This is a genomic window from Aggregicoccus sp. 17bor-14 (assembly GCF_009659535.1).
Taxonomy (GTDB): Bacteria; Myxococcota; Myxococcia; order Myxococcales; family Myxococcaceae; genus Aggregicoccus.
Genome location: NZ_VJZZ01000003.1, coordinates 1 through 21,850, shown reverse-complemented (window position 1 = coordinate 21,850; position 21,850 = coordinate 1). Strand labels below are relative to the sequence as shown.

Annotated in this window: 18 protein-coding genes; 8 read left to right on the top strand and 10 right to left on the bottom strand. The window is 71.4% G+C overall.

What is annotated here, in order from left to right; translation table 11 throughout:
• Positions 1 to 23: 23 nt before the first annotated feature.
• The 4 genes from FGE12_RS06615 to FGE12_RS06600 all read right to left on the bottom strand — a co-directional run bounded on the left by FGE12_RS06615 (position 24) and on the right by FGE12_RS06600 (position 5,189).
• Positions 24 to 563 carry a GNAT family N-acetyltransferase gene (locus FGE12_RS06615; protein ID WP_194797658.1) on the bottom strand — a complete coding sequence of 180 codons (540 nt, stop codon included), beginning with the start codon at positions 561 to 563 and terminating at the stop codon, positions 24 to 26.
• A gap of 77 nt (positions 564 to 640) precedes the next feature.
• On the bottom strand, positions 641 to 973 hold the full coding sequence (locus tag FGE12_RS06610; RefSeq protein ID WP_228530636.1) for a hypothetical protein: 333 nt from the start codon (positions 971 to 973) through the stop codon (positions 641 to 643).
• Positions 974 to 1,132: 159 nt separating this feature from the next.
• A complete protein-coding gene (locus FGE12_RS06605) occupies positions 1,133 to 3,856 on the bottom strand; it encodes a M1 family metallopeptidase (RefSeq protein ID WP_194797657.1) in 2,724 nt (907 codons plus the stop codon).
• Positions 3,857 to 3,986: 130 nt separating this feature from the next.
• Positions 3,987 to 5,189, bottom strand: a complete 1,203-nt coding sequence (locus tag FGE12_RS06600) for a ribonuclease D (protein WP_153865548.1) — start codon at positions 5,187 to 5,189, stop codon at positions 3,987 to 3,989.
• 78 nt (positions 5,190 to 5,267) lie between these two features.
• On the opposite strand from FGE12_RS06600, the gene ttcA reads away from it, so the two are divergent.
• The 8 genes from ttcA to FGE12_RS06560 all read left to right on the top strand — a co-directional run bounded on the left by ttcA (position 5,268) and on the right by FGE12_RS06560 (position 13,990).
• Positions 5,268 to 6,068: a tRNA 2-thiocytidine(32) synthetase TtcA gene (ttcA, locus tag FGE12_RS06595; RefSeq protein ID WP_194797656.1), complete on the top strand. Its 801-nt coding sequence runs from the start codon at positions 5,268 to 5,270 to the stop codon at positions 6,066 to 6,068.
• On the top strand, positions 6,047 to 6,871 hold the full coding sequence (locus FGE12_RS06590) for a TerB family tellurite resistance protein (RefSeq protein ID WP_153865546.1): 825 nt from the start codon (positions 6,047 to 6,049) through the stop codon (positions 6,869 to 6,871). Before ttcA ends, FGE12_RS06590 begins: the two co-directional genes overlap by 22 nt.
• 16 nt (positions 6,872 to 6,887) lie before the next feature.
• Positions 6,888 to 7,700, top strand: a complete 813-nt coding sequence (locus tag FGE12_RS06585) for a phosphate/phosphite/phosphonate ABC transporter substrate-binding protein (protein ID WP_153865545.1) — start codon at positions 6,888 to 6,890, stop codon at positions 7,698 to 7,700.
• Between the two features lie 143 nt (positions 7,701 to 7,843).
• On the top strand, positions 7,844 to 8,947 hold the full coding sequence (locus tag FGE12_RS06580; RefSeq protein WP_153865925.1) for a triacylglycerol lipase: 1,104 nt from the start codon (positions 7,844 to 7,846) through the stop codon (positions 8,945 to 8,947).
• A 6-nt stretch (positions 8,948 to 8,953) separates the two neighbouring features.
• Positions 8,954 to 9,985 (top strand): hypothetical protein, encoded by a 1,032-nt coding sequence (locus FGE12_RS06575; RefSeq protein WP_153865544.1) that lies wholly within the window; start codon positions 8,954 to 8,956, stop codon positions 9,983 to 9,985.
• A 256-nt stretch (positions 9,986 to 10,241) separates the two neighbouring features.
• Positions 10,242 to 11,156, top strand: coding sequence for a manganese catalase family protein (locus FGE12_RS06570; RefSeq protein ID WP_153865543.1), 915 nt, complete (start codon positions 10,242 to 10,244; stop codon positions 11,154 to 11,156).
• A gap of 66 nt (positions 11,157 to 11,222) precedes the next feature.
• Positions 11,223 to 12,563 (top strand): Nramp family divalent metal transporter, encoded by a 1,341-nt coding sequence (locus FGE12_RS06565; RefSeq protein WP_153865542.1) that lies wholly within the window; start codon positions 11,223 to 11,225, stop codon positions 12,561 to 12,563.
• A gap of 449 nt (positions 12,564 to 13,012) precedes the next feature.
• The gene (locus tag FGE12_RS06560; RefSeq protein ID WP_153865541.1) at positions 13,013 to 13,990 is read left to right on the top strand and encodes a hypothetical protein; all 978 of its coding nucleotides are present in this window, start codon (positions 13,013 to 13,015) and stop codon (positions 13,988 to 13,990) included.
• 55 nt (positions 13,991 to 14,045) lie between these two features.
• On the opposite strand, the gene FGE12_RS06555 is transcribed toward FGE12_RS06560, so the two are convergent.
• The 6 genes from FGE12_RS06555 to FGE12_RS06530 form a co-directional block, all read right to left on the bottom strand.
• The gene (locus tag FGE12_RS06555; protein WP_153865540.1) at positions 14,046 to 15,527 is read right to left on the bottom strand and encodes an MFS transporter; all 1,482 of its coding nucleotides are present in this window, start codon (positions 15,525 to 15,527) and stop codon (positions 14,046 to 14,048) included.
• Positions 15,528 to 15,634: 107 nt separating this feature from the next.
• Complete coding sequence (locus tag FGE12_RS06550; protein WP_153865539.1) at positions 15,635 to 17,017, bottom strand: NAD(P)/FAD-dependent oxidoreductase; 1,383 nt, start codon at positions 17,015 to 17,017, stop codon at positions 15,635 to 15,637.
• Positions 17,018 to 17,029: 12 nt separating this feature from the next.
• Positions 17,030 to 17,479, bottom strand: coding sequence for a cupin domain-containing protein (locus FGE12_RS06545; protein ID WP_228530635.1), 450 nt, complete (start codon positions 17,477 to 17,479; stop codon positions 17,030 to 17,032).
• Positions 17,480 to 17,508: 29 nt separating this feature from the next.
• Complete coding sequence (locus FGE12_RS06540) at positions 17,509 to 18,420, bottom strand: alpha/beta fold hydrolase (RefSeq protein ID WP_153865537.1); 912 nt, start codon at positions 18,418 to 18,420, stop codon at positions 17,509 to 17,511.
• Positions 18,421 to 18,566: 146 nt separating this feature from the next.
• A complete protein-coding gene (locus tag FGE12_RS06535; RefSeq protein ID WP_153865536.1) occupies positions 18,567 to 19,448 on the bottom strand; it encodes an alpha/beta hydrolase in 882 nt (293 codons plus the stop codon).
• Between the two features lie 98 nt (positions 19,449 to 19,546).
• Positions 19,547 to 21,181, bottom strand: a complete 1,635-nt coding sequence (locus FGE12_RS06530; RefSeq protein ID WP_194797654.1) for a hypothetical protein — start codon at positions 21,179 to 21,181, stop codon at positions 19,547 to 19,549.
• Between the last annotated feature and the right edge of the window lie 669 nt (positions 21,182 to 21,850).

Here is a 21,850-nt window from a genome sequence, read left to right as displayed (position 1 = left end):
CCCTGTCCGCCAGGGAGAAGGTCCTAGCCCCGGCTCCACTCGCTGCGCAGCAGGCCCATGCAGTGCACGTCCACGTACGTGCCCTCCACGAAGTAGTCCTCGCGCAGCGTGCCCTCGAGCCGGAAGCCCGCCTTCTCGTAGACGCGCCGTCCTGCCGGGTTGTTGCTGAACACCTGCAGCCCCACCTTGTGCAGGTTCAGCGTGCGGAACGCATAGTCGAGCATGAGGCGCGTGGCCTCGGTGCCGTAGCCCTTGCCCCAGTGCACCGAGGAGCCGATGAGCAGCCCCAGCTGCGCCTTGCGGCCGATGGGGTCCACCTGGTGCAGCCCGCTCACCCCCACCAGCACGCCGCCCTCGTGCAGCGCGAGCCCGAACATCACGTCGCGCTCGCTGCTGCCCAGCGTCGCGAGGAAGGCCTCCTCCTGCGCGAGGCTCGTGGGCCGCGCGCGCAGCACGGTGCGCCGCGTCTCCGGGTGGTTCACGAAGGCCGCGAGCAGGGGCGCGTCCGCACGCTCCAGCGGGCGCAGGTAGAGGCGGTTGCCGATGAGGAACGGGGTCTGCACGGGGCGCTCTGTACGCCCGTGGGCCGGGACACGCCAGTGTCCACCGGGGCGCCTCCTGTTCCCAGAGGGAGAGGGGACTAGCGCTGGGTCAGGGGGCGAGCGGCGCGGCAGGCCTGCAGGGCCACCTGCGCGAGCTCGCGCGCGGGCTCTCCGGCCTCGAGCCAGGCGGCGCGCGCGACCTGGGCGCACAGCTCGCCGCACAGCAGCGCGGTGCGGCGCGCGAGCCGGCTGCCGCGCTGCAGGGCGAGCGCGTGCAGCGCGCACAGCTCCGCGCACTGGCGCAGCAGCCGCACCGGCTCGCTCATCGGCGCGAGCCCCTCGGCGCTGAGCCGGCCCATCGAGGCCTCACAGGCCGCCTGGCACGCGCGGCTCGCCGCGATGCTGCGGGCCGTCTCCGCCCGCGCTGCCATGTCCGCTTCCGACACCATGCGCCGCAAGCTACGCACCCGGCTCCCCGCGGCAAGGTGCACCCGGCCGCGAGGTGTTCACCACTGGCCCGTGTAAAAATGCAGAGGGGTGCACCGCGTACATCGGTGCACCCCCCGGGCTTCACGGCTCGGCGGCGCCCGCTAGTACTTCGCCAGGTAGCGGCCGAGGCTCTCGCCCTGCGCCGCCTTCTGCGCGATGCACAGGTCCACGGTCTCCAGCGTCTGCGCGAGCACGCGCTTGCCGCCCGGCAGCTTCGGGGTGCGCTCGCCGAAGAAGGCCTGGACGTCCTCGCGGTGGGCGGCGTCGCAGAAGTGGCTCGCGCCCATGGTGAGGTAGGCGCCGTAGTCGCGCGGGAAGCGGGCCACGAGCGCGTCGTAGTTCTCCTTGAAGAAGTCGTAGGCCTGCTGGCGCGTGGTGGGCTCCTCGAGCGGGCCGCTCAGGAGCGTGTACGACTCGCGCAGGTCGAAGTCCTCGCCCATCATCACCTGGAGGTTCTTCGCCACCAGCTTCGGGTCGCGCACCGCGCCGAGCGCCTCGAGCAGCCAGCCGCGCTCGCGCCGGTCCTGGCTCTTCTTCGCCTCGGCGAGCATGCGCCCGTGCAGCGCCTCGTCCGCGCCGAGCGCCGCGGTGTGCAGCACCACCGGCACCAGCGCCGGGTCCACCGCGCTGCGGTCGGTCAGCCACTTGAGCGCGAGCGCCTTGGACTGCGCGGCGAGCTGCGGGTCGCGGCCCGAGTAGGCCACCGTCCACAGCACCTCGGGACGCAGCAGCGCCTGGTCCTGGCTCTCGCCCTTCTTCGGGCTGAGGCCCAGCTTGCGCGCCTCGGGGCCGTAGGTCTTGCGCAGGAAGCGCTCGTAGTTCGGGCGCATCCCCTGCGGCAGGTAGTCCACGTTCACGCTGGAGGCGCTCATGGCGGCGGTGACCAGCTCGCGGTCGTCCGAGGGCAGCATGCGCTGGGCGAGCGTGAGCGTGTCGGCGGCCGGCAGGTCGTTGCTCGCGGTGAGCGCCTTCGCGTCGCCGAGCAGGCCCACGCGCTCGGGGAGGCTGAGCTGCTTGCCGCCCTGCTTCATCAGGCGCGCGAGCCCGTCACCCTCGAGCAGCGCGCGGTAGTAGCCCTTCATCTGCGCGTTGGGCATCACCCAGTCCGGGCAGCCCTTCGCGTCCTCGAGCACCAGCTGCCCCTGCTTCTCGGTGAGCAGCGTGCACGCCTCGCCGGCCTTGCCCGCGCCCTGGCCGTAGCGCACGCACACCGGCACCTGCCACAGCCCCTCGCTGCTCCCCTTGCTGCCGGTGGGCAGGTAGCGGCGCTGCGAGAGCTGCAGCGTGGGCTTCTGGCCGGCCTCGCACGCGAGCTTCATGGACACGCGCGGCACGCCCGCCTGCTGCAGGTAGGTGGAGAACATGGGGGCCACGTCGCGGCCGGCCGCCTCGGAGATGGAGGCGAGGAAGTCGTCCGCGGTGGCGTTGCCGTAGGCGTGCTTCTGCATGTAGCGGTGGATGCCCGCCTGGAAGCGCTCCTTGCCCAGGTAGCTCTCGAACATCGTGAGCACGCTGGCGCCCTTGCCGTAGGTGATGCCGTCGAAGGCGTTGCGGATGTCGCCGCGGTTCTCGATCTTCTGGCGGATGACGCGCGCGGTGGCGAGGCTGTCCGCCTTCATCGACTGGTTGCGCGTCTTCACCTGCTCCACCTGCGCGCCCCAGTCGGGAGCGAACTTGTCGATGGTGCCCACCTCCATCCAGCTCGCGAAGCTCTCGTTGAGCCAGATGTCGTTCCACCAGGGCATGGTGACCAGGTCACCGAACCACTGGTGCGCGAGCTCGTGCGCGGCCACCTCCGCGAAGATGCGCTGGCGCTCCAGCGTGTCCTGCTCGGGCTTGGCGAGGATGAGCTCGGACACGTAGGTGACCAGGCCCGCGTTCTCCATCGCGCCCCAGCCGGTGGCGATGGGGATGGAGAGCTGGTCCAGCTTCTCGTAGGGGTAGGGGATGCCGAAGTAGTCCTCGAGCAGCCCGAGGATGGGGCCGGTCACCTTCGCGGCGTAGGCCGCCTCGGCGGCGCGCCCGTGCGGCACGATGATGCGCACCGGCACCTGGTTCTTGCCCGCGCGCCCCGCGTCCACCGCCTCGAGGGGGCCGACGCCGAAGGCGAGCAGGTAGCTGGGCAGCGGCTTCGTGCGCGCGAAGCGCAGCTTCTTGAAGCCGCCGGCGGCCGGGGTCTCCTGCTCCACGGGCGTGTTGCTGTAGCCCTGGAGCGCCATGGGGATCTTCAGCGTGAGCTGGAAGGGCACCTTGAAGCTGGGCTCGTCGAAGCTGGGCAGCACGCGGCGCGCGTCGTCCGGCTCGAACTGGCTGAAGGCGTACCAGTCCCCGCCCTCCTTCTGGCGGAACAGGCCCTGGCTGTCCTTGTCCGAGATGCGCCCGGTGTACTTCACCTCGAGCGTGGCCTTGCCCGGGCCCACCGGCTGCTCGAAGCCGAAGCCGATGAAGTCCTCGCTGCCCTTCACCGCGCGCGCCGGAGACGTCTTGCCGTCCGCGCCGGCGATGGTGGCGCTCTGCACCTCCAGCTCCTGCCCGTTGAGCCACACGAAGCGCGTGGCCTGGGGCAGCTCGAGCGCGATCTTCACCACGCCCGCGAACTGGTCGCGGTTCGGGTCCACCGTGAGCTCGAGCTCGTAGCCCGAGGGGCGCACCTGCGGGTCCAGCCGCAGCGTGGGCACCGGCGGGGTCTCGGCGGGAGCCGTGGCCGCCTGGGCCTGCGGCGCGGGCTGCGGCGCCGGCTGCTGCTGCTGCTCGTGCTTCGAAGATGCACAGCCGAGCGAGAGCGCCACCAGCGCGCCCAGGGCCTTCCTCCAGCGGTAGTCCATGCGGTCTGTCTCCGTGTTGCACTCCCGCAGGCGCATCAGGCGCCCCGGGCGAAGCCGCGCCGCCAACAGCTGGGCGGTGCTTTGATTCCACAGACGCCGCGGGGGGGCTCCCGATTGCCGCACCCCGACTTCAGAAGAGGTTGCCCTGGGCGGGCGGGGGCGCGTCCCCGGGAGGCCGCGGGAAGGTGGCGAGCAGCGCCACCAGCTCGGCGCCGTACATGCGCAGGCGCTTCTCGCCGAGGTAGGGCACCTGCGCGAGCGCCTCCAGGTCCACGGGCGCCTCGGTGGCGAGCGTGTCCAGCACGGCGTTGGGCAGGATGGCGGAGGGCGTCACCTTGCGCTCCTGGCTCTTGGCCACGCGGAAGGCCTTGAGGGCCTCCTCGCGCTTGCGCTTGTTCGGGTCCTTGGGGCCGCGCGACTCGGGCTCGGGGGGCAGGGTGCCCGCGCGCGCCTTCTCGAGGATCTCGCGCACCACCTGCAGCACCTCGTCGCCGTGGGCGCGCACGAAGGCGCCGCGCACGCCGGCCGCGCGCGAGAGCTCCTTCGCGTTGGAGGGCGGCTTGAGCGCGAGGTCCGTCACCGCCATGTTGCTGAGCATGCGCCCCATGGGCACGTTGTCCGCCTCGGCCCACTGCAGCCGCTTGAGGTGCAGCGCCTGGGCGATGGCGGTGGCGAGCGCCACCTGCCCGGCCGAGAGCCCCGAGCGCGGCAGCTTCGGGCGGAAGTCCGCGCCCACGTCGGGCCGCGCCATCGCCTCGTCGCACATCCGGTCGCAGTCGAGCAGCACCTCCTCGAGGATGTCCGCCTTGCGGCACTCCTCCTTCACCTGCCGGCCCAGCTCGCAGAGGTAGCGCACGTCGTTCGCGATGTACTCGCGCATGCCTTCGGGCAGGGGCCGCAGGGAGAAGTCGGACTGCTGGTGCTCCTTGGGCAGCTCTACGCCCAGGCGCTCGCGGGCGAGGTCCGCGAGCCCCACCTTGGGCCAGCCCAAGAGCGTCGCGGCGCGGTGGGTGTCGAAGAGGCCCTTCACCCGGACGCCCGCCTCCGCGAGGTACTGCAGGTCCCCTTGCGCGGCGTGGAAGTACTTGGTGCAGGCGGGGTCGAGCAGCTGCGCGGCGAGCAGCTTCACGTCCACGCCGGGGGCGAGCGTGTCCCAGAGGAAGAGCTCGCGGTCGGTGGCGAGCTGCACGAAGCACAGGCGCGCGCGGAAGGCGTGCATCGCGTCCGCCTCCAGGTCCACCGCCAGCTCGGGCGCGGGGGCCAGCGCCTGGGCGGCTGCCTGGGCTCCCGCCGCATCCACCACGTCCACTGCGCCTTCCGGATAGCTCGCCATCGCAGCCAGGCAGGCTAGCGGAGCCGTGACGAAGGTGTGGGGTGTTTTTTCCGCCGCCGCCGCTAGGATGGCCGGGCCGTGACTGACGCCGCCCGCCTCGAAAAATCCCTCCTCGGCCACATGGGCCGGGCCATCTCCGACTTCCAGCTCATCCAGGAGGGCGACCGCATCATGGTGGGCGTCTCCGGAGGCAAGGACTCCTACACGCTGCTCTACCTGCTGCGCGAGCTGCAGAAGCGGGCGCCGGTGAAGTTCGAGCTCCTCGCGGTGAACCTGGACCAGGGCCACCCCGGCTTCCCGGCCGCCACCCTGGAGGGCTACTTCCAGCGCGAGGGCTACGCCTACCGCATGCTCAAGGAGGACACGTACAGCGTGGTCCTCGAGAAGACCCCGCCGGGCAAGACGCAGTGCGCGGTGTGCAGCCGCATGCGCCGCGGCATCCTCTACACGGCCGCGGTGGAGCTGGGCTGCACCAAGATTGCCCTGGGCCACCACCGCGACGACCTCATCCACACGCTGCTGCTCAACCTGTTCTTCGCGGGCAGCCTCAAGGCCATGCCGCCGCTCTTGCGCAGCGACGACGGCCGCAACACCGTCATCCGCCCGCTCGCCTACGCGCCCGAGAAGGAGATCGCCGCGTTCGCCGAGGCCAAGGGCTTCCCCATCATCCCCTGCGACCTGTGCGGCTCGCAGGAGAACCTGCAGCGCAAGCGCATGCAGCGGCTGATGGAGGAGCTGGGAAAGGACATCCCCAACGTGCGCCAGAGCGTGCTCTCGGCCATGAGCAACGTGCGTCCGAGCCACCTGCTGGACCGCGAGCTCTTCGCACTCCACCCCGAGGAAGGAAGCAACGACCCATGGCTCGAGAGCAGGCTGTAGCCGCCCGCAAGGACCGCAATGCCGCGCTGGTGGAGACCATGCTGCTCGCGGCGATGGCCGACGGGCGCGTGTCCCAGATGGAGATGCGCACGCTGCTCGCGCGCGTGATCGAGCGGCCCGAGTTCGAGGGCACCCGCCCCGAGGAGCTCAACGCGCTGGTGGAGCACAGCGCGAAGAAGCTCTCGCTCGCGCACGACCTGCAGGAGATCCTCGCGTCCCTGCGCCAGCGGCTGCCGGACCACAAGAACCGCATGCTCGCCTTCGGGCTGGCGGCGGCGGTGGCGCTCGCGGACCAGCGCGCGACCCGCATGGAGTTGGGGCTGCTCAAGACCTTCCAGGCGGCCCTCGGCATCAGCGAGCAGGAGGTCGCGCAGATCATCGAGGTGGTGGAGCAGGGCGGCAGCCTCGCCGAGGCGCTGGGCGAGCCGCTCGAGCGCCTCTACGCCGAGGTGATGGTGCTGGTGTCTGCTGCCGACGGGCGGGTGAAGGAGGCGGAGATGCGCGCGCTGGTGGAGAGCCTCGCGAGCGACCCGCTCTTCCACGCGGTGAGCGCCGAGCGCGCCCAGGGCTTCATCACGGACGCGGTGAGCGCGCTCGTCTCCGAGGGGCTGCCGCAGCGCCTCCAGGTCCTCGCCCAGGGACTTGCCACCCACTCGCAGCGCATGAAGGCCTTCCGGCTCGCCTCGCAGATCGCCCACGCGAGCGGCAGCGCGAGCCCCGCCGAGCAGCGCCTGCTGGACCTGCTGCAGGCCACCTTCGGCCTCGCGGACGACGAGGTCGCCCGCCTCAGCGCCCTGACCTGAAGCGAGAGGACACGCCATGCCCACCTCTGCCGCCCGCCACTCCTTCCGCTTCGGTGTCCCCGCGAGCCTCGGGGCGAACATCGCGAGGGTCCGGGCGGACCGGCTGGAGAACCTGCTCAGCCCGCACATCGGCAAGCTGGTGCAGGTGCAGATCGCCCAGAGCTACGACGCGCTCGCCAGGGACCTGCAGGAGGGGCGCCTGGATGCCGTGTGGGCGCCGCCCTTCGTGTGCGCGCGGCTCGAGTCGCAGAACCTGCGGGTGCTGGTGCGCGGCGTGCGCAAGGGCGCCTCCACCTACCGCGCGGCGCTGGTGGCGCGCGCGGGCGCCGGGCTCACCCTGGAGAAGCTGCAGGGCACGCGCGCCGCCTGGGTGGACCGCGACGCGGTGGCCGGCTTCCTGCTGCCGCTCGCGCTGCTCAAGAGCAAGAAGCTCGACCCCGCGAAGCTCTTCGCCTCGCAGGCCTTCGTGGGCAGCTACCGCGCGGCGCTCGAGGCGGTGCTGGACAACAAGGCGGACGTGGCCGGCCTCTTCAACCCACCCGAGAAGGTGGGCGAGAGCTTCGAGACCAGCGTGGAGCAGGTGCTGCCGGGCAAGGGGCGCCAGTTCTCGCTCGTGGCCTTCACCGACGAGGCCCCCAACGACGGCGTGTGCCTCGCCGCCAGCGTCACCCCCGAGTCGGCGAGCGCGCTGGAGGCCGCCTTCACCGGCATGGCGCAGAGCGCCGACGGGCAGCACATCCTGCGCGAGGTGTTCAACCTGGACGGCTTCGAGCCCGCGCCGAAGATGGGCTACCGGGCCCTGTACCGCGTGGCGCTCAGCACGCTCTGAGAACACTGCGCCCTGCCGGAGTGACCGGCAGTTCACGCTGCGTGTGATTCTGGAGTCAGCCGGGCTCGCACTGCGCGTGCGGGCTGGCGCATCGTCCTCCCCCGGGACTGGTCCCAGGCCGGGAGGTCACGTTGCAAGGACGCATGGGGTGGGTGGCAGCAGCGGCGGTGCTGGCAGTGCTCGGGAGCGCGAGCGGTGCGTGGGCGGGAGCCGCGCGCACCACGTACCCGGTGGTGTTCGCGCACGGCATGGGAGGCTTCGACAACCTCCTGGGCTACGACTACTGGGGAGACGACTACGGCACCTTCGTGGGTGACCCGTGCGACGCCTTCCTCGAGGTGGCCTGCAACGAGGACATCGACGACGGGCAGAGGGCCTTCGTCGCGCAGGTGCAGGCCTTCCAGTCCTCGGAGGTGCGCGGGCTGGACCTGGCCAACGACGTGGAGGGCTTCATGGCCACCAGCGGCGCGAGCCGGGTGAACCTCATCGGGCACTCGCAGGGCGGGCTGGATGCGCGCAAGGCGGCGCGCGTGCTCTACGAGCGGCGCGGCTACACGGTGGTGCGCGTGCTGGTGAGCGTGTCCTCGCCGCACCGCGGCTCGCCCGTGGCGAAGTACATCCTCAAGCAGGGCAGCGGGGTGACGGGCGTCATCGACGCGCTCGCGCGCTACTACGGCGACAGCATCTACAAGGCGGGCAACGACGGGTACGCGGGCGCGAAGCAGCTCGTGTACGACGACTTCGACCCGAACGACGGCAAGACCACCGGCGCCAAGGCCTTCAACGCGGCCTACCCGGTGGATGCGCGCTATGCGGCCCGCTACGCGTCGCTCATCACCGCGCAGCGGGGGGCCAGCGTGAACCCCGCGCTCTACCTGCTCAAGAACCTGTTCTACGACATCGACGGTGACGGCTACTGCGTGGACGACTGCGACGCGGACGGCGCCGCGGGCAAGGGCGACGGCGTGCGCGACGAGAACGACGACGACGGGCTGGTGGGCATCAACTCGGCGCAGATGGGCTACCGGCTGCGCTACGCGGAGAACGCCTTCGGCTTCGACAGCGTGAGCACCGACACGGCGCTCGGGTACGTGGGCAACCTCAACGCGCCCAGCAGCCTGCAGATGACGAGCAGCTCGAGCGTCATCAACCAGGACCACCTGGACGTGGTCGGCGTGGGGCCGGACACCTTCGACGAGCCCGAGTTCTACGCGGCGATCTTCGACTACATCGCGGCGTACGACTAGCGAGCCATGAAGCGCCTCGCCCTCGTCGCCTTCGTCGCGCTCGCGCTGCTCGGGCTGTGGCTCGTGCGGCGTCGCTCCGAACATGCCGCGGTACCCGCGTCCGCGCCTGCCGCGACCTCGAGCACGAGCACGAGCACGAGCACGAGCGCGCGTCCCGGCGTCGCGCCCCTGCTCGCGAGCGCCGCGCTCCCGCCTGAGCAGCAGCAGGCCTTCATCGCCACCCTGCGCGCACGCTACGGCGCGCGGCTCTCGAGCCCGCTCATCCAGCTCAAGCTCATCGAGGCCCTGGTGCGCGAGTTCCGCGGGCGCGGGCCCGACTGGAAGGCCGAGCTCCTGCGCACGCTGCAGGCGGCCTTCCCGGACTCCTACGCCTTGCTCTCCGCGCGGCTCGAGCAGTGGCTCGGGTACGAGGCCTGGATGCAGGCGAACGCGGGAGACCTCCAGGCGCTCGACGCGGAGGACCGGCGCGCGAACCTGTGGGCCCAGCGCGAGGCGCTGTTCGGCAAGGCGGACGCGGAGGAGATCTGGGCCTTCGAGCTGCGCAGCGAGCGCGTCGCGAAGGCGCTCGCGCAGATCGACGCCGCACCGGATGCGCGCCTCCCCGATCGCCTGCAGCGCTACCGCGAGAGCCTGAAGGAGGCCTACGGCGACGCGGCCCCCGCCTTCCTCGAGCGCCACCGGCAAGAGGCGCTGGACCGCTTCCTGGACCTGGGCTCGGTGCAGCGCGAGCTCTCGGCGCTGCCGGCAGCCGAGCGCTCCGCGCAGCTGCGCGACATCCGCTCGGGGCTCGGGATGGATGCGCAGGCCCTGGGGCGCTGGGAGCAGCTGGACGGCACGCGCGATGCGCGCTGGAGCGTGGGCGAGCGCTACATGGCCGAGCGGGCCGCGCTGCTGCGCGACTACCAGGGTGAGGAGCAGGCGAGGCGACTCGCACAGCTTCGCGAGCGGCTCTTCGGGCAGGAGGCACAGACCCTCGCCTCAGAGGAGGCGAGCGGCTTCCTGCGCTTCGAGCAGCCGCGGCGCTGGGGTCGGAACTAGCGCCTCGCGGCGCATTCCCCGTCCGCGCGGCCTCCGGCTCCCGTGCAGGCGGCCGCAGCGGGCGGCTGCGTCCGGGCAGCAGGGCCTGCTTGTCAGGGTGGGGGAGCCGAAGCACCTCTGATCTCGTGGGCAGCCCCCTGCCCAGACCGCCACGGGCCCGAAGCACCGAACCACCGTCCAGAACAGGGGACGCGTGGATGGACCGGGTGCGCGGTCGCATTCCTCTGGCCCCTCACCAGGAGACATCTGCGTGTTCATGCACAACAAGAAGCTCCAGTACACGGTGCGCGTCACCGAGACGAACCCCGGCCTCGCCAACCTCATGCTCGAGCAGTTCGGCGGCCCGCAGGGCGAGCTCGCCGCGGCGATGCGCTACTTCACCCAGGCGCTCGCCGAGGAGGATCCGGGGCGCAAGGACATGCTGCTGGACATCGCGACCGAGGAGCTGAGCCACCTGGAGATCATCGGCACCATCGTCGCCATGCTGAACAAGGGCGCGAAGGGCCGGCTCGCGGAAGGCACCCAGGAGCAGGCGGAGATGTACCGCTCCATCACCGGCGCCGGCAACGACAGCCACCTCACGCAGGTGCTCTACGGCGGTGGGCCGCCGCTGACGAACTCGGGCGGGGTGCCCTGGACCGCGGCGTACATCGACAGCATCGGCGACCCCACGTGCGACCTGCGCTCGAACATCGCCGCCGAGTCGCGCGCGAAGATCGTCTACGAGCGCCTCATCAACGTGACGGACGACCCAGGCGTGCGCGAGGCGCTGGGCTTCCTGATGACCCGCGAGGTGGCGCACCAGAAGTCCTTCGAGAAGGCGCTGTACGCCATCGAGCCGAACTTCCCGCCAGGCAAGCTGCCGGGCGTGCCTGCGTACACGGACAAGTACTACCGGATGTCGCAGGGCACCGCGGACACGCTGGGCCCGTGGAACCAGGGCGAGCAGTGGGAGTACATCACCGACCGCGAGAAGCAGATGGCGGTGGACGGCGGCACGGGCGGCGCCTCGGTGGGGCTCAGCGCGGAGGAGATGGCGCTCATCAAGAACAACGCGAAGCGCACGGCCTCGCAGGCCTCGAGCAACCCGGTGACGGGTGCGGACCTGGGCGCAGGGCCTGGGGGGGGACGGGTGACGCGGCCCGAGAGCGCCAAGCCGCCGAAGCACTGACCGCCACCATGCACCGCGGCGCGCAGCCACTTCCGGCGGGCGGGGAAGGGCGCTAGGCCCGGGCGGATGGACTCGCCGCTCGAGCCTGCCTCCGGTGATGCCCGCGCCCCGCGGGGCTGGGATGCACTGGGCGGCGCCTTCCGCAGCGTGCGGCTGAGCCCGCGCCGCGGCTGGCGCCGCTTCCTCGGCTTCGCCGGCCCCGGCGCGCTCGTCGCGGTGGGGTACATGGATCCGGGCAACTGGGCCACGGACCTCGTGGGCGGCAGCCGCTTCGGCTACGCGCTGCTCAGCGTGGTGCTGCTGTCCAACCTCATGGCCATGCTGCTGCAGACGCTGTGCGTGCGCCTCGGCGTGGGCAGCGGCCTGGACCTCGCCCAGGGCTGCCGCGAGGCCTACCCGCGCGCGGCCGTGCCCTTGTGGCTGCTCGCGGAGCTGGCGATTGCCGCCACGGACCTCGCCGAGGTGCTGGGCAGCGCCATCGCGCTCAAGCTGCTCTTCGGGCTGCCGCTACCCTGGGGCGTCGCCCTCACCAGCCTGGACGTGCTGCTGCTGCTCGCGCTGCAGGGGCGCGGCATCCGCGCGCTCGAGGTGTGCATCATCGTGCTGGTGAGCGTGGTGGCCGGCTGCCTCGGCTTCGAGCTGCTGCTCTCGCGGCCGGACCTCGGCGGCGTGCTGCGCGGCTACGTGCCCGGCGTGCACGTGCTGCAGGAGCCCGGGATGCTCTACGTGGCCATCGGCATCCTCGGGGCCACGGTGATGCCGCACAACCTGTACCTGCACTCGAGCCTCGTGCACACGCGCGCCTACGAGCCCACCGAGCCCGGGCGCCGAGAGGCGGTGCGCCACGCGACGCTGGACTCGGTGCTCTCGCTCTCGCTCGCGATGCTGGTGAACTCCGCGCTGCTCATCCTCGCGGCCTCCACCTTCCACGTGGCAGGCCTCACCCAGGTGGCCGAGCTGGAGGACGCGCACCGCCTCCTCGCGCCCCTGCTGGGCTCGGCCGGAGCGGCGACGCTCTTCGCCGTGGCGCTGCTCGCCGCGGGGCAGAGCGCGACGCTCACGGGAACCCTCTCCGGGCAGATCGTGATGACGGGCTTCCTGCGCATCCGGCTGCGGCCGTGGGTGCGCAGGCTCGCCACGCGCGCGGTCGCGCTGGTGCCTGCACTGCTGGTGACGATCGCCATGGGTGAGCGCGGCGCGGGTCAGCTGCTCGTGGCCTCGCAGGTGGTCTTGAGCCTGCAGCTGCCCTTTGCCGTGTTCCCGCTGCTGCGCCTGACCTCGGACGCGAAGCGCATGGGGCCCCTGGTGAGCCCGCGCTGGATGCGAGTGGCCGGCTACGGGTGCGCGGTGCTCATCACTGCGCTCAACGCCTACCTGCTGGCCACGCTGATGCTGCCCCATAAATGAGCGGCCTCTCGTAGACTGAGGACCATGCCCTTGTTCCGGCTCCTCGGCGGCGTGTCGATGGTGGTTGCCCTGCTGGGTTGCAAAGGCCAACGGGAGCCATCCGAGAACTGCCCTGAACGTGTTCCCTGTGCGCGGATTTGTGCGGGTGAGCCCCAGGCCGAGCTGAAGCACCCTGGCTGCCCGGTCGCTCTCTGCATCTGCCCACCGACGACAGATGGCGGATTGGGCGAGGCGCCGACGAAGCCGGACATCTTCGGCCCGGACGGTCTTTCGGGCGGTCCGGACGGTCATGCGGACTCCGTTCGAGTTCGCTCCCGACCAGACGGAAACTCGATGCCCCTCACGGGTCCCCGAGGCTTCTAGGCAATCAGCGGAGCGTCGAGCCGTCTACCATCGAAGAATCCCAAGTCGTGTGGCTCGGCCTGAGCAGGCGGGCAGCTGGAGTGTTCATGCGTGCGTCCTCACTCATCCTCATTGCGCTCCTCGCGCTCCCCGCCCTCGCCGCCGCGCCCCCCAAGCCCGGCTACCGCGTGCACGACTTCACGCCCACCTTCTGGCGCTACTGGGACGAGGCGAAGGACAAGCCGCAGGCCGAGCAGGTGCGGCTCTTCGAGGAGCGCGTCGTGCGCGCACACCCCGAGGTCTACAACGCCACCGTCCTCACGCTCGAGAAGGACAAGCCGCTGGGCCCGCAGCTGGCCGAGCGCTGGCCGCGTGCCATGGCCTTCGTGGGGCCGCACCTGGACGTGGCGCGGATGCTGAGCGGGCGCGTGGGCAAGGACCTGCCGCGCTACGACGCGCGCTTCCGCAAGGCCTTCCCGGACTTCGCGTACACGGGGGACGTGTACTTCCTGGTGTCCATGGGCGCCTTCGACGGCGCCACCCGCCAGGTGAACGGCCGTACCGCACTGCTCTTCGGCACGGACGTGATGGCGGCCGTCTACGGCGCCGAGGCCAACCCCGAGTCCTTCTTCGACCACGAGCTCTTCCACATCTACCACGAGCAGTTCCCCGACCCCGCGCTCGAGGACACGCTCGCGCAGAAGCTGTGGCACGAGGGCCTCGCCGTGTACGTCGCCGATACGCTCAACCCCGGCACTCCCGAGGCCATCCTCTTCGGCCTGCCGCGCGACATGCCCGCGCGCTCGCGTGCGAACCTGCCTGCGCTCGCGGCGCAGCTGCGCGCGAAGCTCGACTCGAAGGAGCAGGGGGACTACGAGCGCTGGTTCATGAAGAAGAGCGAGGACCCGGTGGTGCCGCCGCGCGCGGGCTACTTCCTCGGCTACCTCGTGGCGAAGGAGCTGGGGCGCACCCGCTCGCTGCGCGAGCTCGCGCGGCTGCGCGGCCCTGCGCTGCGCAAGGAGCTGGACCGGGTGCTGCGCCAGCTCGAGCAGACGCCCGCCGCCGCCGCGCCCGCCGCGAAGTAACGGGAGGGGGCGCGCTCCCTCGATCCTCGAGGCGGGACGAACGCTCACGCAGCACTCACTGCGTGAGCGGTGGCGCATCCACGCAGCAGTGGTGGCACGGCCCGCGGGGCGTCGCAGGGGCAGGCGCCGTCAGCGGCCGGCGCACGAAGAGGGCCGCGAGCAGGCCTCCGAGCGCGAGCAGCGCGGCGCACAGCCACATCGCCCGGTGGTAGGCAGGCTGCAGCAGCGCGGGGGTGCTGTAGGCCTCGCCGCTCAGGCCCGCGACGAGCGGCAGCACGGCCACCGCGAGCAGGCCGGCGACTCGCGCGACCGCGTTGTTCACCCCGCTCGCGAGCCCCGCGTGCCGCACGGGCGCCGCCGCGAGCACCGTCGCCGTGAGCGGTGCCACCGTGAGCGAGAGGCCGAGGCCGAAGAGCAGGACGGGCGGTAGCACGCTTCCCACGTAGGTGGAGCCCGCGTGGACGCGCGTGAGGGCCGCGGTGCCCAGCGCCGCAATCAGGGGCCCCACCGTCATCGGGAGGCGCGGACCGATGCGCTGCGCGAGCGCGCCCATGCGCGCGGAGAGCAGCAGCATGACGACGGTCACCGGGAGCAGCGCGAGCCCGGAGACGAGCGGGCTGAAGCCCGCCACCACCTGCAGCGCGAGCACGAGCCAGAAGAACATCCCGCCCAGCGCGGCGTAGACCACGAAGGTCACGGCGTTCACCGCGCTGAAGAGGGGGGAGGCGAAGAGGCCGAGCGGCAGCATCGGCTCCTTTGCCCGGTGCTCGCGCAGGAGGAAGCCCGCGAGGGCGAGGACTCCGAGCGCGAGCAGCAGCTGCACGCGGTGCGAGCCCGCGCCGAGGTCCTGCCAGGCGATGAGGCCCCAGGTGAGGCTGCCGAGGCCGACGGCGCCCAGTACCGCGCCGGGGACATCCAAGTGCTGCGAGGCCGCCGGGTCCTTCGACTCGGGCACGCAGCGCAGGGTGAGCACCACCACCGCGAGCGCGACCGGCAGGTTGATGAGGAACACCCAGCGCCAGCTGGCCACCTGTACGAGCCAGCCGCCGAGGAAGGGCCCGGCGGCGCCCGCGATGCCGCCCAGGCCCGACCAGGCGCCGATGGCCTGCGCCCGGTCCTCCGGGCGGAAGGAGGCCTGCAGCAGCGCGAGGCTCCCGGGGGTGAGCAGCGCGCCGCCCACACCCTGCAGGGCTCGGGCGGCGATCAGCGCGTGAATTCCCGGAGCGAGGCCGCACAGGAGCGAGGCCACTGCGAACCACACCACCCCGATGAGGAAGATGCGCTTGCGCCCGAAGCGGTCTCCGAGAGAGCCGCCCAGCAGGATGAGTGAGGCCAACGTGAGCATGTAGCCGTTGATCGTCCAGGTGAGCCCGGACATCCCGGCGCCCAGCGCCTCGCCGATGCGCGGCAGGGCCACGTTCACCACCGTGGCGTCGATGAACGCGAGGCCGCTGCCGAGCACGGTGGCGGCGAGCACGCCCCGGCCGCGCGGCGTGGCGTAGGCGAGCGCGGGCTCGACCGGAGTTGAAGAGGCCATTCCCGTAAGAGCGTGTACGCGGCGGCCCTTGAATATTGGACCGCGGTCACGCGGGCCGTTCGTGTGCAGGACCTCAGCAATCGCCCTCAGCCGAGGCCGGGCTCCGCTCAGCCGTGGCCCGGCGCTGGCGAGGGCATCCCGATGCCTCCGGGGAGCGCGGCCGGGGGAGGTGGCGCAGCCGGCTCGCGACTCGCCGCCCACAGCGCGTGCTCTGGCAAGACCTCGACCTTCGAGGGGTCGGGCCGGAAGAGCAGCGCGACCGTCCAGTCGAGCGCGATGCGCAGCCGCGTGTCCCAGCGGGGCATCTGGAAGAGGTAGTAGGTGCGGCGAATCCACCACGCGAGAAACCCGGTGAGGTGCAGCCGACGGGCGTGCACGGCCGCCTGGCGGTGGCCGAGCGCGACCATCGTTCCGAGCGAGCGGTGGACGAAGCGCGCGGGCCTGTGCCCCGCCCTGGCGGCGACCAGGTTCCGCGCGACGGCGCGGCCCTCGCGCACGGCGTTCTGCGCGAGCGCGGAGTACGGCTTGCCCGTGGGATCCGGGACGCTGGCACAGTCGCCGATGGCCCACACCTCCGGATGACTGACGCTGCGCAGGCTCGCGTCCGTCACGATGCGACCCTGCCGGTCTCGCGTCACCGCCACCGTGGCGGACACCTCGCTGGGCCTGATGCCGGAGACCAGCACCACGGTGCCGGCCTCGACGTCGCCGTCCGGCGCGCGCACGCGCCCGGGCTCGATGCCCAGCACGCGCGTGGCGACGTGGAGCTGGGCGCCGCGCGCCTGCAGCACGCGCGCGGCGTACGCACCGAGGAAGGGCGTGGACTCTCGCAGCAGCCGCTCGCCTCCCTCGTAGAGGTGGAAGCGGGGCTCATCGGGAGCGATCCCCGGGTAGTACCGGAGGACGTCGCGGGTGAAGGCCGTCAGCTCTCCCAGGAGCTCCACGCCGACGAGGCCGCCCCCAATCATCACCAGCGTGAGCAGCTGCCGGCGCCGCGCCGGGTTGCGCTCGGCCTCGGCGCGCTCGAAGCAGCCGAGCAGGTGGTTGCGCAGCCGCAGCGCATCCGCCACGGACTTGAAGGTGAGGGCGTGCGCCGAGCCCGGGATGAGCGCGGTCTGCGTGGAGGCGCCCAGGGCCACGACGAGGTGCTCGTACGGGAGCGCATGCTCCACCCCCTCGGCCCCGAGCGCGTGCACCACGCGCCGCTCCACGTCCACCCCCTGCACGATCGCCTCGAGGAAGCGCGCGCCCCGCAGGCAGGGACGGATGGGCTGGGCGCAGTGGCGCAGCTCCAACACGCCCGAGCACGCCTCGAAGAGCAGCGGCGGCAGGACGAAGAAGTTCTCCCGGCTGACGAGGAGGACCTCGGCCGCGGACCGCTGCGCCCGGCGCAAGAGCCGGTCCAGCTCCCGGGTGGCGGTGAGCCCTCCCACTCCGCCGCCGAGAACGACGATGCGGGAGTCCGCGGGCCGGGTGGCAGGCTGGAGCATGGTGCATCTCCCTCAGTGTGGCGCGTCCTCGGGCCGCACGTAGGTCGTCTCCGACGGGCCCACGCCCGAGAGGAGCACCAGCACCTCGCTGTCGCGCGTCTCGGCGAAGTGCGCGTCGTCCGGAGGCTCGGTGTAGAAGCTGCCCGGCGGCAGCGCGCGCAGGGCCTGGGCATCGAAGGTGCGCCCATAGCCGAAGTACCAGGTGCCGGAGACCACCGTGCCCACGCGGTCATCGGAATGGGAGTGCGCGGCGATGCGCGTGTGCGGCGGCACCCGCAGCAGCAGGGTGTAGAGCCCGGCCTTGGCTGGATCGCCCTTGAGCACCGTGGTCTGGATACCCGCCACGCCCGAGGTGCCACGGCCGGGTCCGCCCGAGGCTTGCGCGCGATACTCCTCGAGCGTCCGGCGCTGCTCTCCCGCAGGCGCCTGCGCGGTGGCAGACGTGGCCAGTGCGAACGCCACGACGAGGAGTACGGCGTTCCGGTGCGGGCTCATCGGGCGAGGAAGTCGCGAATGAGTTTGATGGTGGCCTGGGGCTGCTCCTCCATGAGCCAGTGGCCGGCGTTGGGCACCACGGCCTCCTGGACGTTGTTCGCCGCGAAGCGCATCACCGTGGCCATGGTGGGCCCGAAGGACTTCTCGCCGCCCACGGCGAGCACCGGCATGTTCAGCTTCCCGGCCGCGAGGAAGGCCTTGTTGTCCTTCGCGTCCTGGTCGAAGGCGGCGAACTGGGCGAAGCCCGAGTGCATCGCACCCGGCCGCGCGTAGAGCGCCGCGTAGTGCTCGCGCGCCGCCTCGGTCCACGCCTTCGGGTTGGCGGAGAACTCGTTCCAGAAGCGGTCCAGGTAGATCCGCTCGCGGCCTTTGACGAGCCGCTCCATGTCCGGACCTCCGAAGTGGAAGTGCCATAGCAGCGGGTTCTTGAGGATCTCCTCCCAGGGGCCCACTCCAGGCAGCGGCGCATCCATGATCACGTAGCGGGTGACGCGCGCCGGGTACTGCGCGGCGAACGCGTAGCCGACCATGTTGCCGATGTCGTGTGTGACCAGGTCCACGCGGTCGATCTTCAGCGCGTCCAGCACCCCTGCCATGTCGCGGCCCTGGTTCTTCTTGTCGAAGCCCTTGTCCGGGTGCGCCGAGAGGCCCATGCCGCGCAGGTCCGGCACCACGACGGTGTGGTCGCGCACGAGCTCGGCCGCGAGCGGCGCCCACATGTCCCCGGTGTCACCATACCCGTGAAGCAGGAGGACGGCCGGTCCCTTGCCGCCCACCCGAACGTGCAGCGTGGTGCCGTTGGTGGAGACCTCCTGGGTATGGAACTCCTTCGGGAACGGCTCCACCTGGGCAGCGGCCGGCAGCGCGAGCAGCACCGCCGTCAGCAGCGTGAAACAGCAGCGGGACATGGAAGGCCTCCCATCGCAGCGAGCGGCGCTGCGTCCGTCGGTCCGGGCTGACGGTCTGTTCGCCGGTCGCGTCCGGGTACTGTCCAAAGGAATGAGCGACAAGGGCTGGACGGCAGGAGCAGGCCTGCGGCGCAGCGCGGGTCCGCTCATCCGGCGTGCGGCCCCTCGGAGGGAAACGGAGGTGACGCAGCGTGCTGGGACCAGAGGGCCTCGTCGGAGAGGGTGGAGTCCAGCCCCTTGCTGGCCAGCCACTCCAGCGACGCCTCGGCGATCTCCCGCCAGCCGTGGTCGATGGTGAGCGAGTGACCGCGGTCCGCGAACACCCGGTAGTCGTTCACGGTCGGAGCCTTGCGGTACAGCTTGTGCTCCGCGCGCACCACCACCTCCGGCACGGTGCCGTCCTTCCCGCCCGCGATGAGCAGCAGCGGCCCGCGCTCGGCATGGTTGAAGTCGACGCGGGCCGACGTGTGGGGGTTGAGGTTGGCGAGAGCCCCCTCGAAGAGCGGGCGTGCGGGGGCAGGAATCGCGTACTGCGCATGCAGCGCGTTGGACTCCGCCTCCGACACCGCATTGGCGAAGGCGCGGTGGAACTGCTCCGGCGTCAGCGAGACCGCGCGCTTGTAGTTGGCCGGGTTGCCCAACACCGGCAGCGTGTTGCGCAGCTGGACCAGCGGCAGCGGCAACACCCCGCGCATCTGCGCCGGGGCGATGGACACGGCACCTGCGGCGAGGCCCTGGCCCAGCAACCTCTGGGCGATGAGGCCCCCGAAGGAGTGGCCGACCAGGAGGGGCTTCGTGTCCAGCGACTGGATGAAGCGAGCGTAGTGCTCGGTCACCTCGTCGAGGCTGCGGCCCGCCAGGCGCTCGGGATGCTCCCGCGTCTCCTCCGCCGTGCTCGAGTCTCCGGGCCAGCCCACGTTGAAGGGCTCGTAGCCGGCGGTGCGGAACAGCTCGACCCAGGGCTTCCAGCTGTCGGTGTGCAGCCAGAGGCCATGGATGAAGACGACGGGGACGCGGGCGGTGGGCATGGGGGCTCCTCCGCGACGGAGCTAACCCCCTGCGACTCCCACGACCGTTGGACCTAGATGCAAGGCGCCGAAGGGCTGCCCGCGCGCGGCCGAGGCGCTCAGAGCCAGACGCGTGCGAGGACCAGTCCCCGGTCGCCGTCTCCGCCGCCCCGGTCCGCCTGCATCAGGAGCCGGCCGTCCGGCAGCAGCGCGCTCCCGCCGGGATTGATCTGCCAATCGTTCGCAGCGCCCGGGAGCAGGGGCGTCACGACGTCGAACACGCGGCCGCCGTTGAAGCTTGGATCGGGGCGCCCGTCGGAGATGAGTCGCAGCACGGCGAAGCGGGGTTCCAGGCCGTTGTACGCGGTGTTGGCGACCGTGAGCTTGCCGTCCGCCGAGGGGTAGAGACCCAGCACCGAGTCGTACTGATAGACCCCGACTGTCGGCAGGACCTGCCGGCCGCTGATGCCGAAGGCCGGGTCGGGCGTGCCGTCCGCGCGGTACTGGACCACACAGGTCTTGTAACTGTTGTCCCCCCAGACAAGCTCGCCCACGACGATGCGCCCGTCAGGGCGTACCGCGAGCGCATCGACCCGGGCCGCCATCCCGGAGGAGATGGCGCTCCCCTCGACGGTCACCCCCCCGTTGAAGCCGAACCCGACGTCGAGCCTGCCGTTCCAGGTGTAGCGGCGCAGGTCGAGGTACCACTCGGGACTCGGATCCACGCGAGGCTGCCGACTGCTCGCCACCAGGACCGAGCCATCGGGCGCAAGTGCAAGCCGGGGGAGTCCTCTAATCGAGGTGCCGTCCGCGCCCTCGAAGGTGGCCACCCCCTGCGTGCCGAACGTCGCATCCAAGGTCCCGTTCGCGGTCAGCCGGACCACGCGTGTCACCCAGCCGCCGGTGGCCGCGATGTAGATGTGGCGCGCGGTGTCCACCTGCAGAGCGGAGACAAAGCCGAAGGCGAGATACCCCACGCTGCGCGAGGGCACGGCGAAGCCCTCGACCCCGAACGTGGTGTCGAGTGAGCCGTCTGCCGTGTACCGCGCGACGAAGGCATCGTAGTCGTCTCCCGGCTCCCTGAAGGTTCCCCCCACTAGGATGGAGCCGTCGGAGAGCAGGGCGAGGCCACACTCGGAGATCCCATAGTCGGTTCCCCGCCCAACGTGGACCTGGCCGCGGTTGCCGAAGCTCGCGAGCAGGTGGCCCTGTGCGTCGCGCTTCTCCAGGAGGTAGTCGCCGTGCAGGATGTTGAGCGTCACGCTCTGCCCCTGCGCATCGCCGGCCACGGCACACGCCCGCATCAGCCCCGGCACGAGCCCCTCGCTGGCGACAATGCCGGTCGCGTTGAAGCTGTGGTCCGCCGCGCCACCTGGGTCACGCACGGTGAGCTGCGCGGAAGAGGACTGCGCCACGGCGCTCGCGTGCAGCTCGAGCCGCACCGCGACGGCACTCGCCGGCACCGCCGAGACGCCGGCCTCGAGGACGAGCGTCGCCTGGGTCTCGTCGGCAGCAATCGTCACGGGGGAAGCACTCACGCCCGTGGGCAGGTCGAGCAGCGAGACCTCGATGGGCTCCGAGAGCCCGCCTCCGCGCCGGACCTCGATGGTCCAGGGAGTCTGCTGGCCCCGCACGGCCTCGAGGGGCGGTGGCGCTACGAGCTCGAGCGTGGGCACCTGCGTGCAGCCGCCCAGCACGAGGAGGAGAGCGACGAGCGGCCGGCGGAACGAGGTCGTTGCGAGGAGCTGGGGCATGGACGCGGTCGTGCACCTGCCTGGAACTGGACAGCCTCGGAATGAGCGCCAGCCCGGCGGGAGCATGAATTCCAGACCCTAATCGCGAGGGGTGCGGCACTTCCACATGACACGGACGCACCTTCGCCCGGCAACTGCTAGCGAAAGCTGAAATGTGAGGTTCTTAGCATTCGCTAGGCTCGCGGCTTGGACTCGATTTTCGGCTTCTGCGCATGCTCATCTGGTCGCCGTCAAGGCAAGCAAGCCTGCACAGCAGCTTGTGACCTACGACACCCAAACCGGGCCTCCGAAATGGCACTGCGCGTGGCGCTGCAGTTTCTCAAAAATGTCCCTTCCAACAGGTGCAGCCGGGCCTGTCTGTTTCTTCTCTTCGTTTTGATCGCTGGTCCAGCACGGGCGGCGCCAGATGCAGGGACTACCTCCATCCAAATGGCTCCGCCCGAATGCAATCCCGACGTGCAGACGTGTGGGAGCACCTGCACGCTTCGCACCTGGTACCGCGATAACGATAGAGACGGACACGGCGCGTCTAGCTCTGGGACGACGGTAACCGCCCGAGCGCCGACGTGACCCTCGGGCGCACCTTGGCAATGACCTGAGCAGCAGCTCGGCCAGACGTGTGAGGCTTGGAGTCCTTGGTGCCGTTGAGCGCGGGCTACGAGGTGTTCG

Bases quoted from the DNA above. Each gene is read 5' to 3' on its own strand.
- FGE12_RS06610 (WP_228530636.1), bottom strand. From the start codon at position 973: ATGGCAGCGCGGGCGGAGACGGCCCGCAGCATCGCGGCGAGCCGCGCG.
- FGE12_RS06605 (WP_194797657.1), bottom strand. From the start codon at position 3,856: ATGGACTACCGCTGGAGGAAGGCCCTGGGCGCGCTGGTGGCGCTCTCG.
- FGE12_RS06600 (WP_153865548.1), bottom strand. From the start codon at position 5,189: ATGGCGAGCTATCCGGAAGGCGCAGTGGACGTGGTGGATGCGGCGGGA.
- FGE12_RS06590 (WP_153865546.1), top strand. From the start codon at position 6,047: ATGGCTCGAGAGCAGGCTGTAGCCGCCCGCAAGGACCGCAATGCCGCG.
- FGE12_RS06585 (WP_153865545.1), top strand. From the start codon at position 6,888: ATGCCCACCTCTGCCGCCCGCCACTCCTTCCGCTTCGGTGTCCCCGCG.
- FGE12_RS06580 (WP_153865925.1), top strand. From the start codon at position 7,844: ATGGGGTGGGTGGCAGCAGCGGCGGTGCTGGCAGTGCTCGGGAGCGCG.
- FGE12_RS06575 (WP_153865544.1), top strand. From the start codon at position 8,954: ATGAAGCGCCTCGCCCTCGTCGCCTTCGTCGCGCTCGCGCTGCTCGGG.
- FGE12_RS06570 (WP_153865543.1), top strand. From the start codon at position 10,242: ATGCACAACAAGAAGCTCCAGTACACGGTGCGCGTCACCGAGACGAAC.
- FGE12_RS06565 (WP_153865542.1), top strand. From the start codon at position 11,223: ATGGACTCGCCGCTCGAGCCTGCCTCCGGTGATGCCCGCGCCCCGCGG.
- FGE12_RS06560 (WP_153865541.1), top strand. From the start codon at position 13,013: ATGCGTGCGTCCTCACTCATCCTCATTGCGCTCCTCGCGCTCCCCGCC.
- FGE12_RS06555 (WP_153865540.1), bottom strand. From the start codon at position 15,527: ATGGCCTCTTCAACTCCGGTCGAGCCCGCGCTCGCCTACGCCACGCCG.
- FGE12_RS06550 (WP_153865539.1), bottom strand. From the start codon at position 17,017: ATGCTCCAGCCTGCCACCCGGCCCGCGGACTCCCGCATCGTCGTTCTC.
- FGE12_RS06540 (WP_153865537.1), bottom strand. From the start codon at position 18,420: ATGTCCCGCTGCTGTTTCACGCTGCTGACGGCGGTGCTGCTCGCGCTG.
- FGE12_RS06535 (WP_153865536.1), bottom strand. From the start codon at position 19,448: ATGCCCACCGCCCGCGTCCCCGTCGTCTTCATCCATGGCCTCTGGCTG.
- FGE12_RS06530 (WP_194797654.1), bottom strand. From the start codon at position 21,181: ATGCCCCAGCTCCTCGCAACGACCTCGTTCCGCCGGCCGCTCGTCGCT.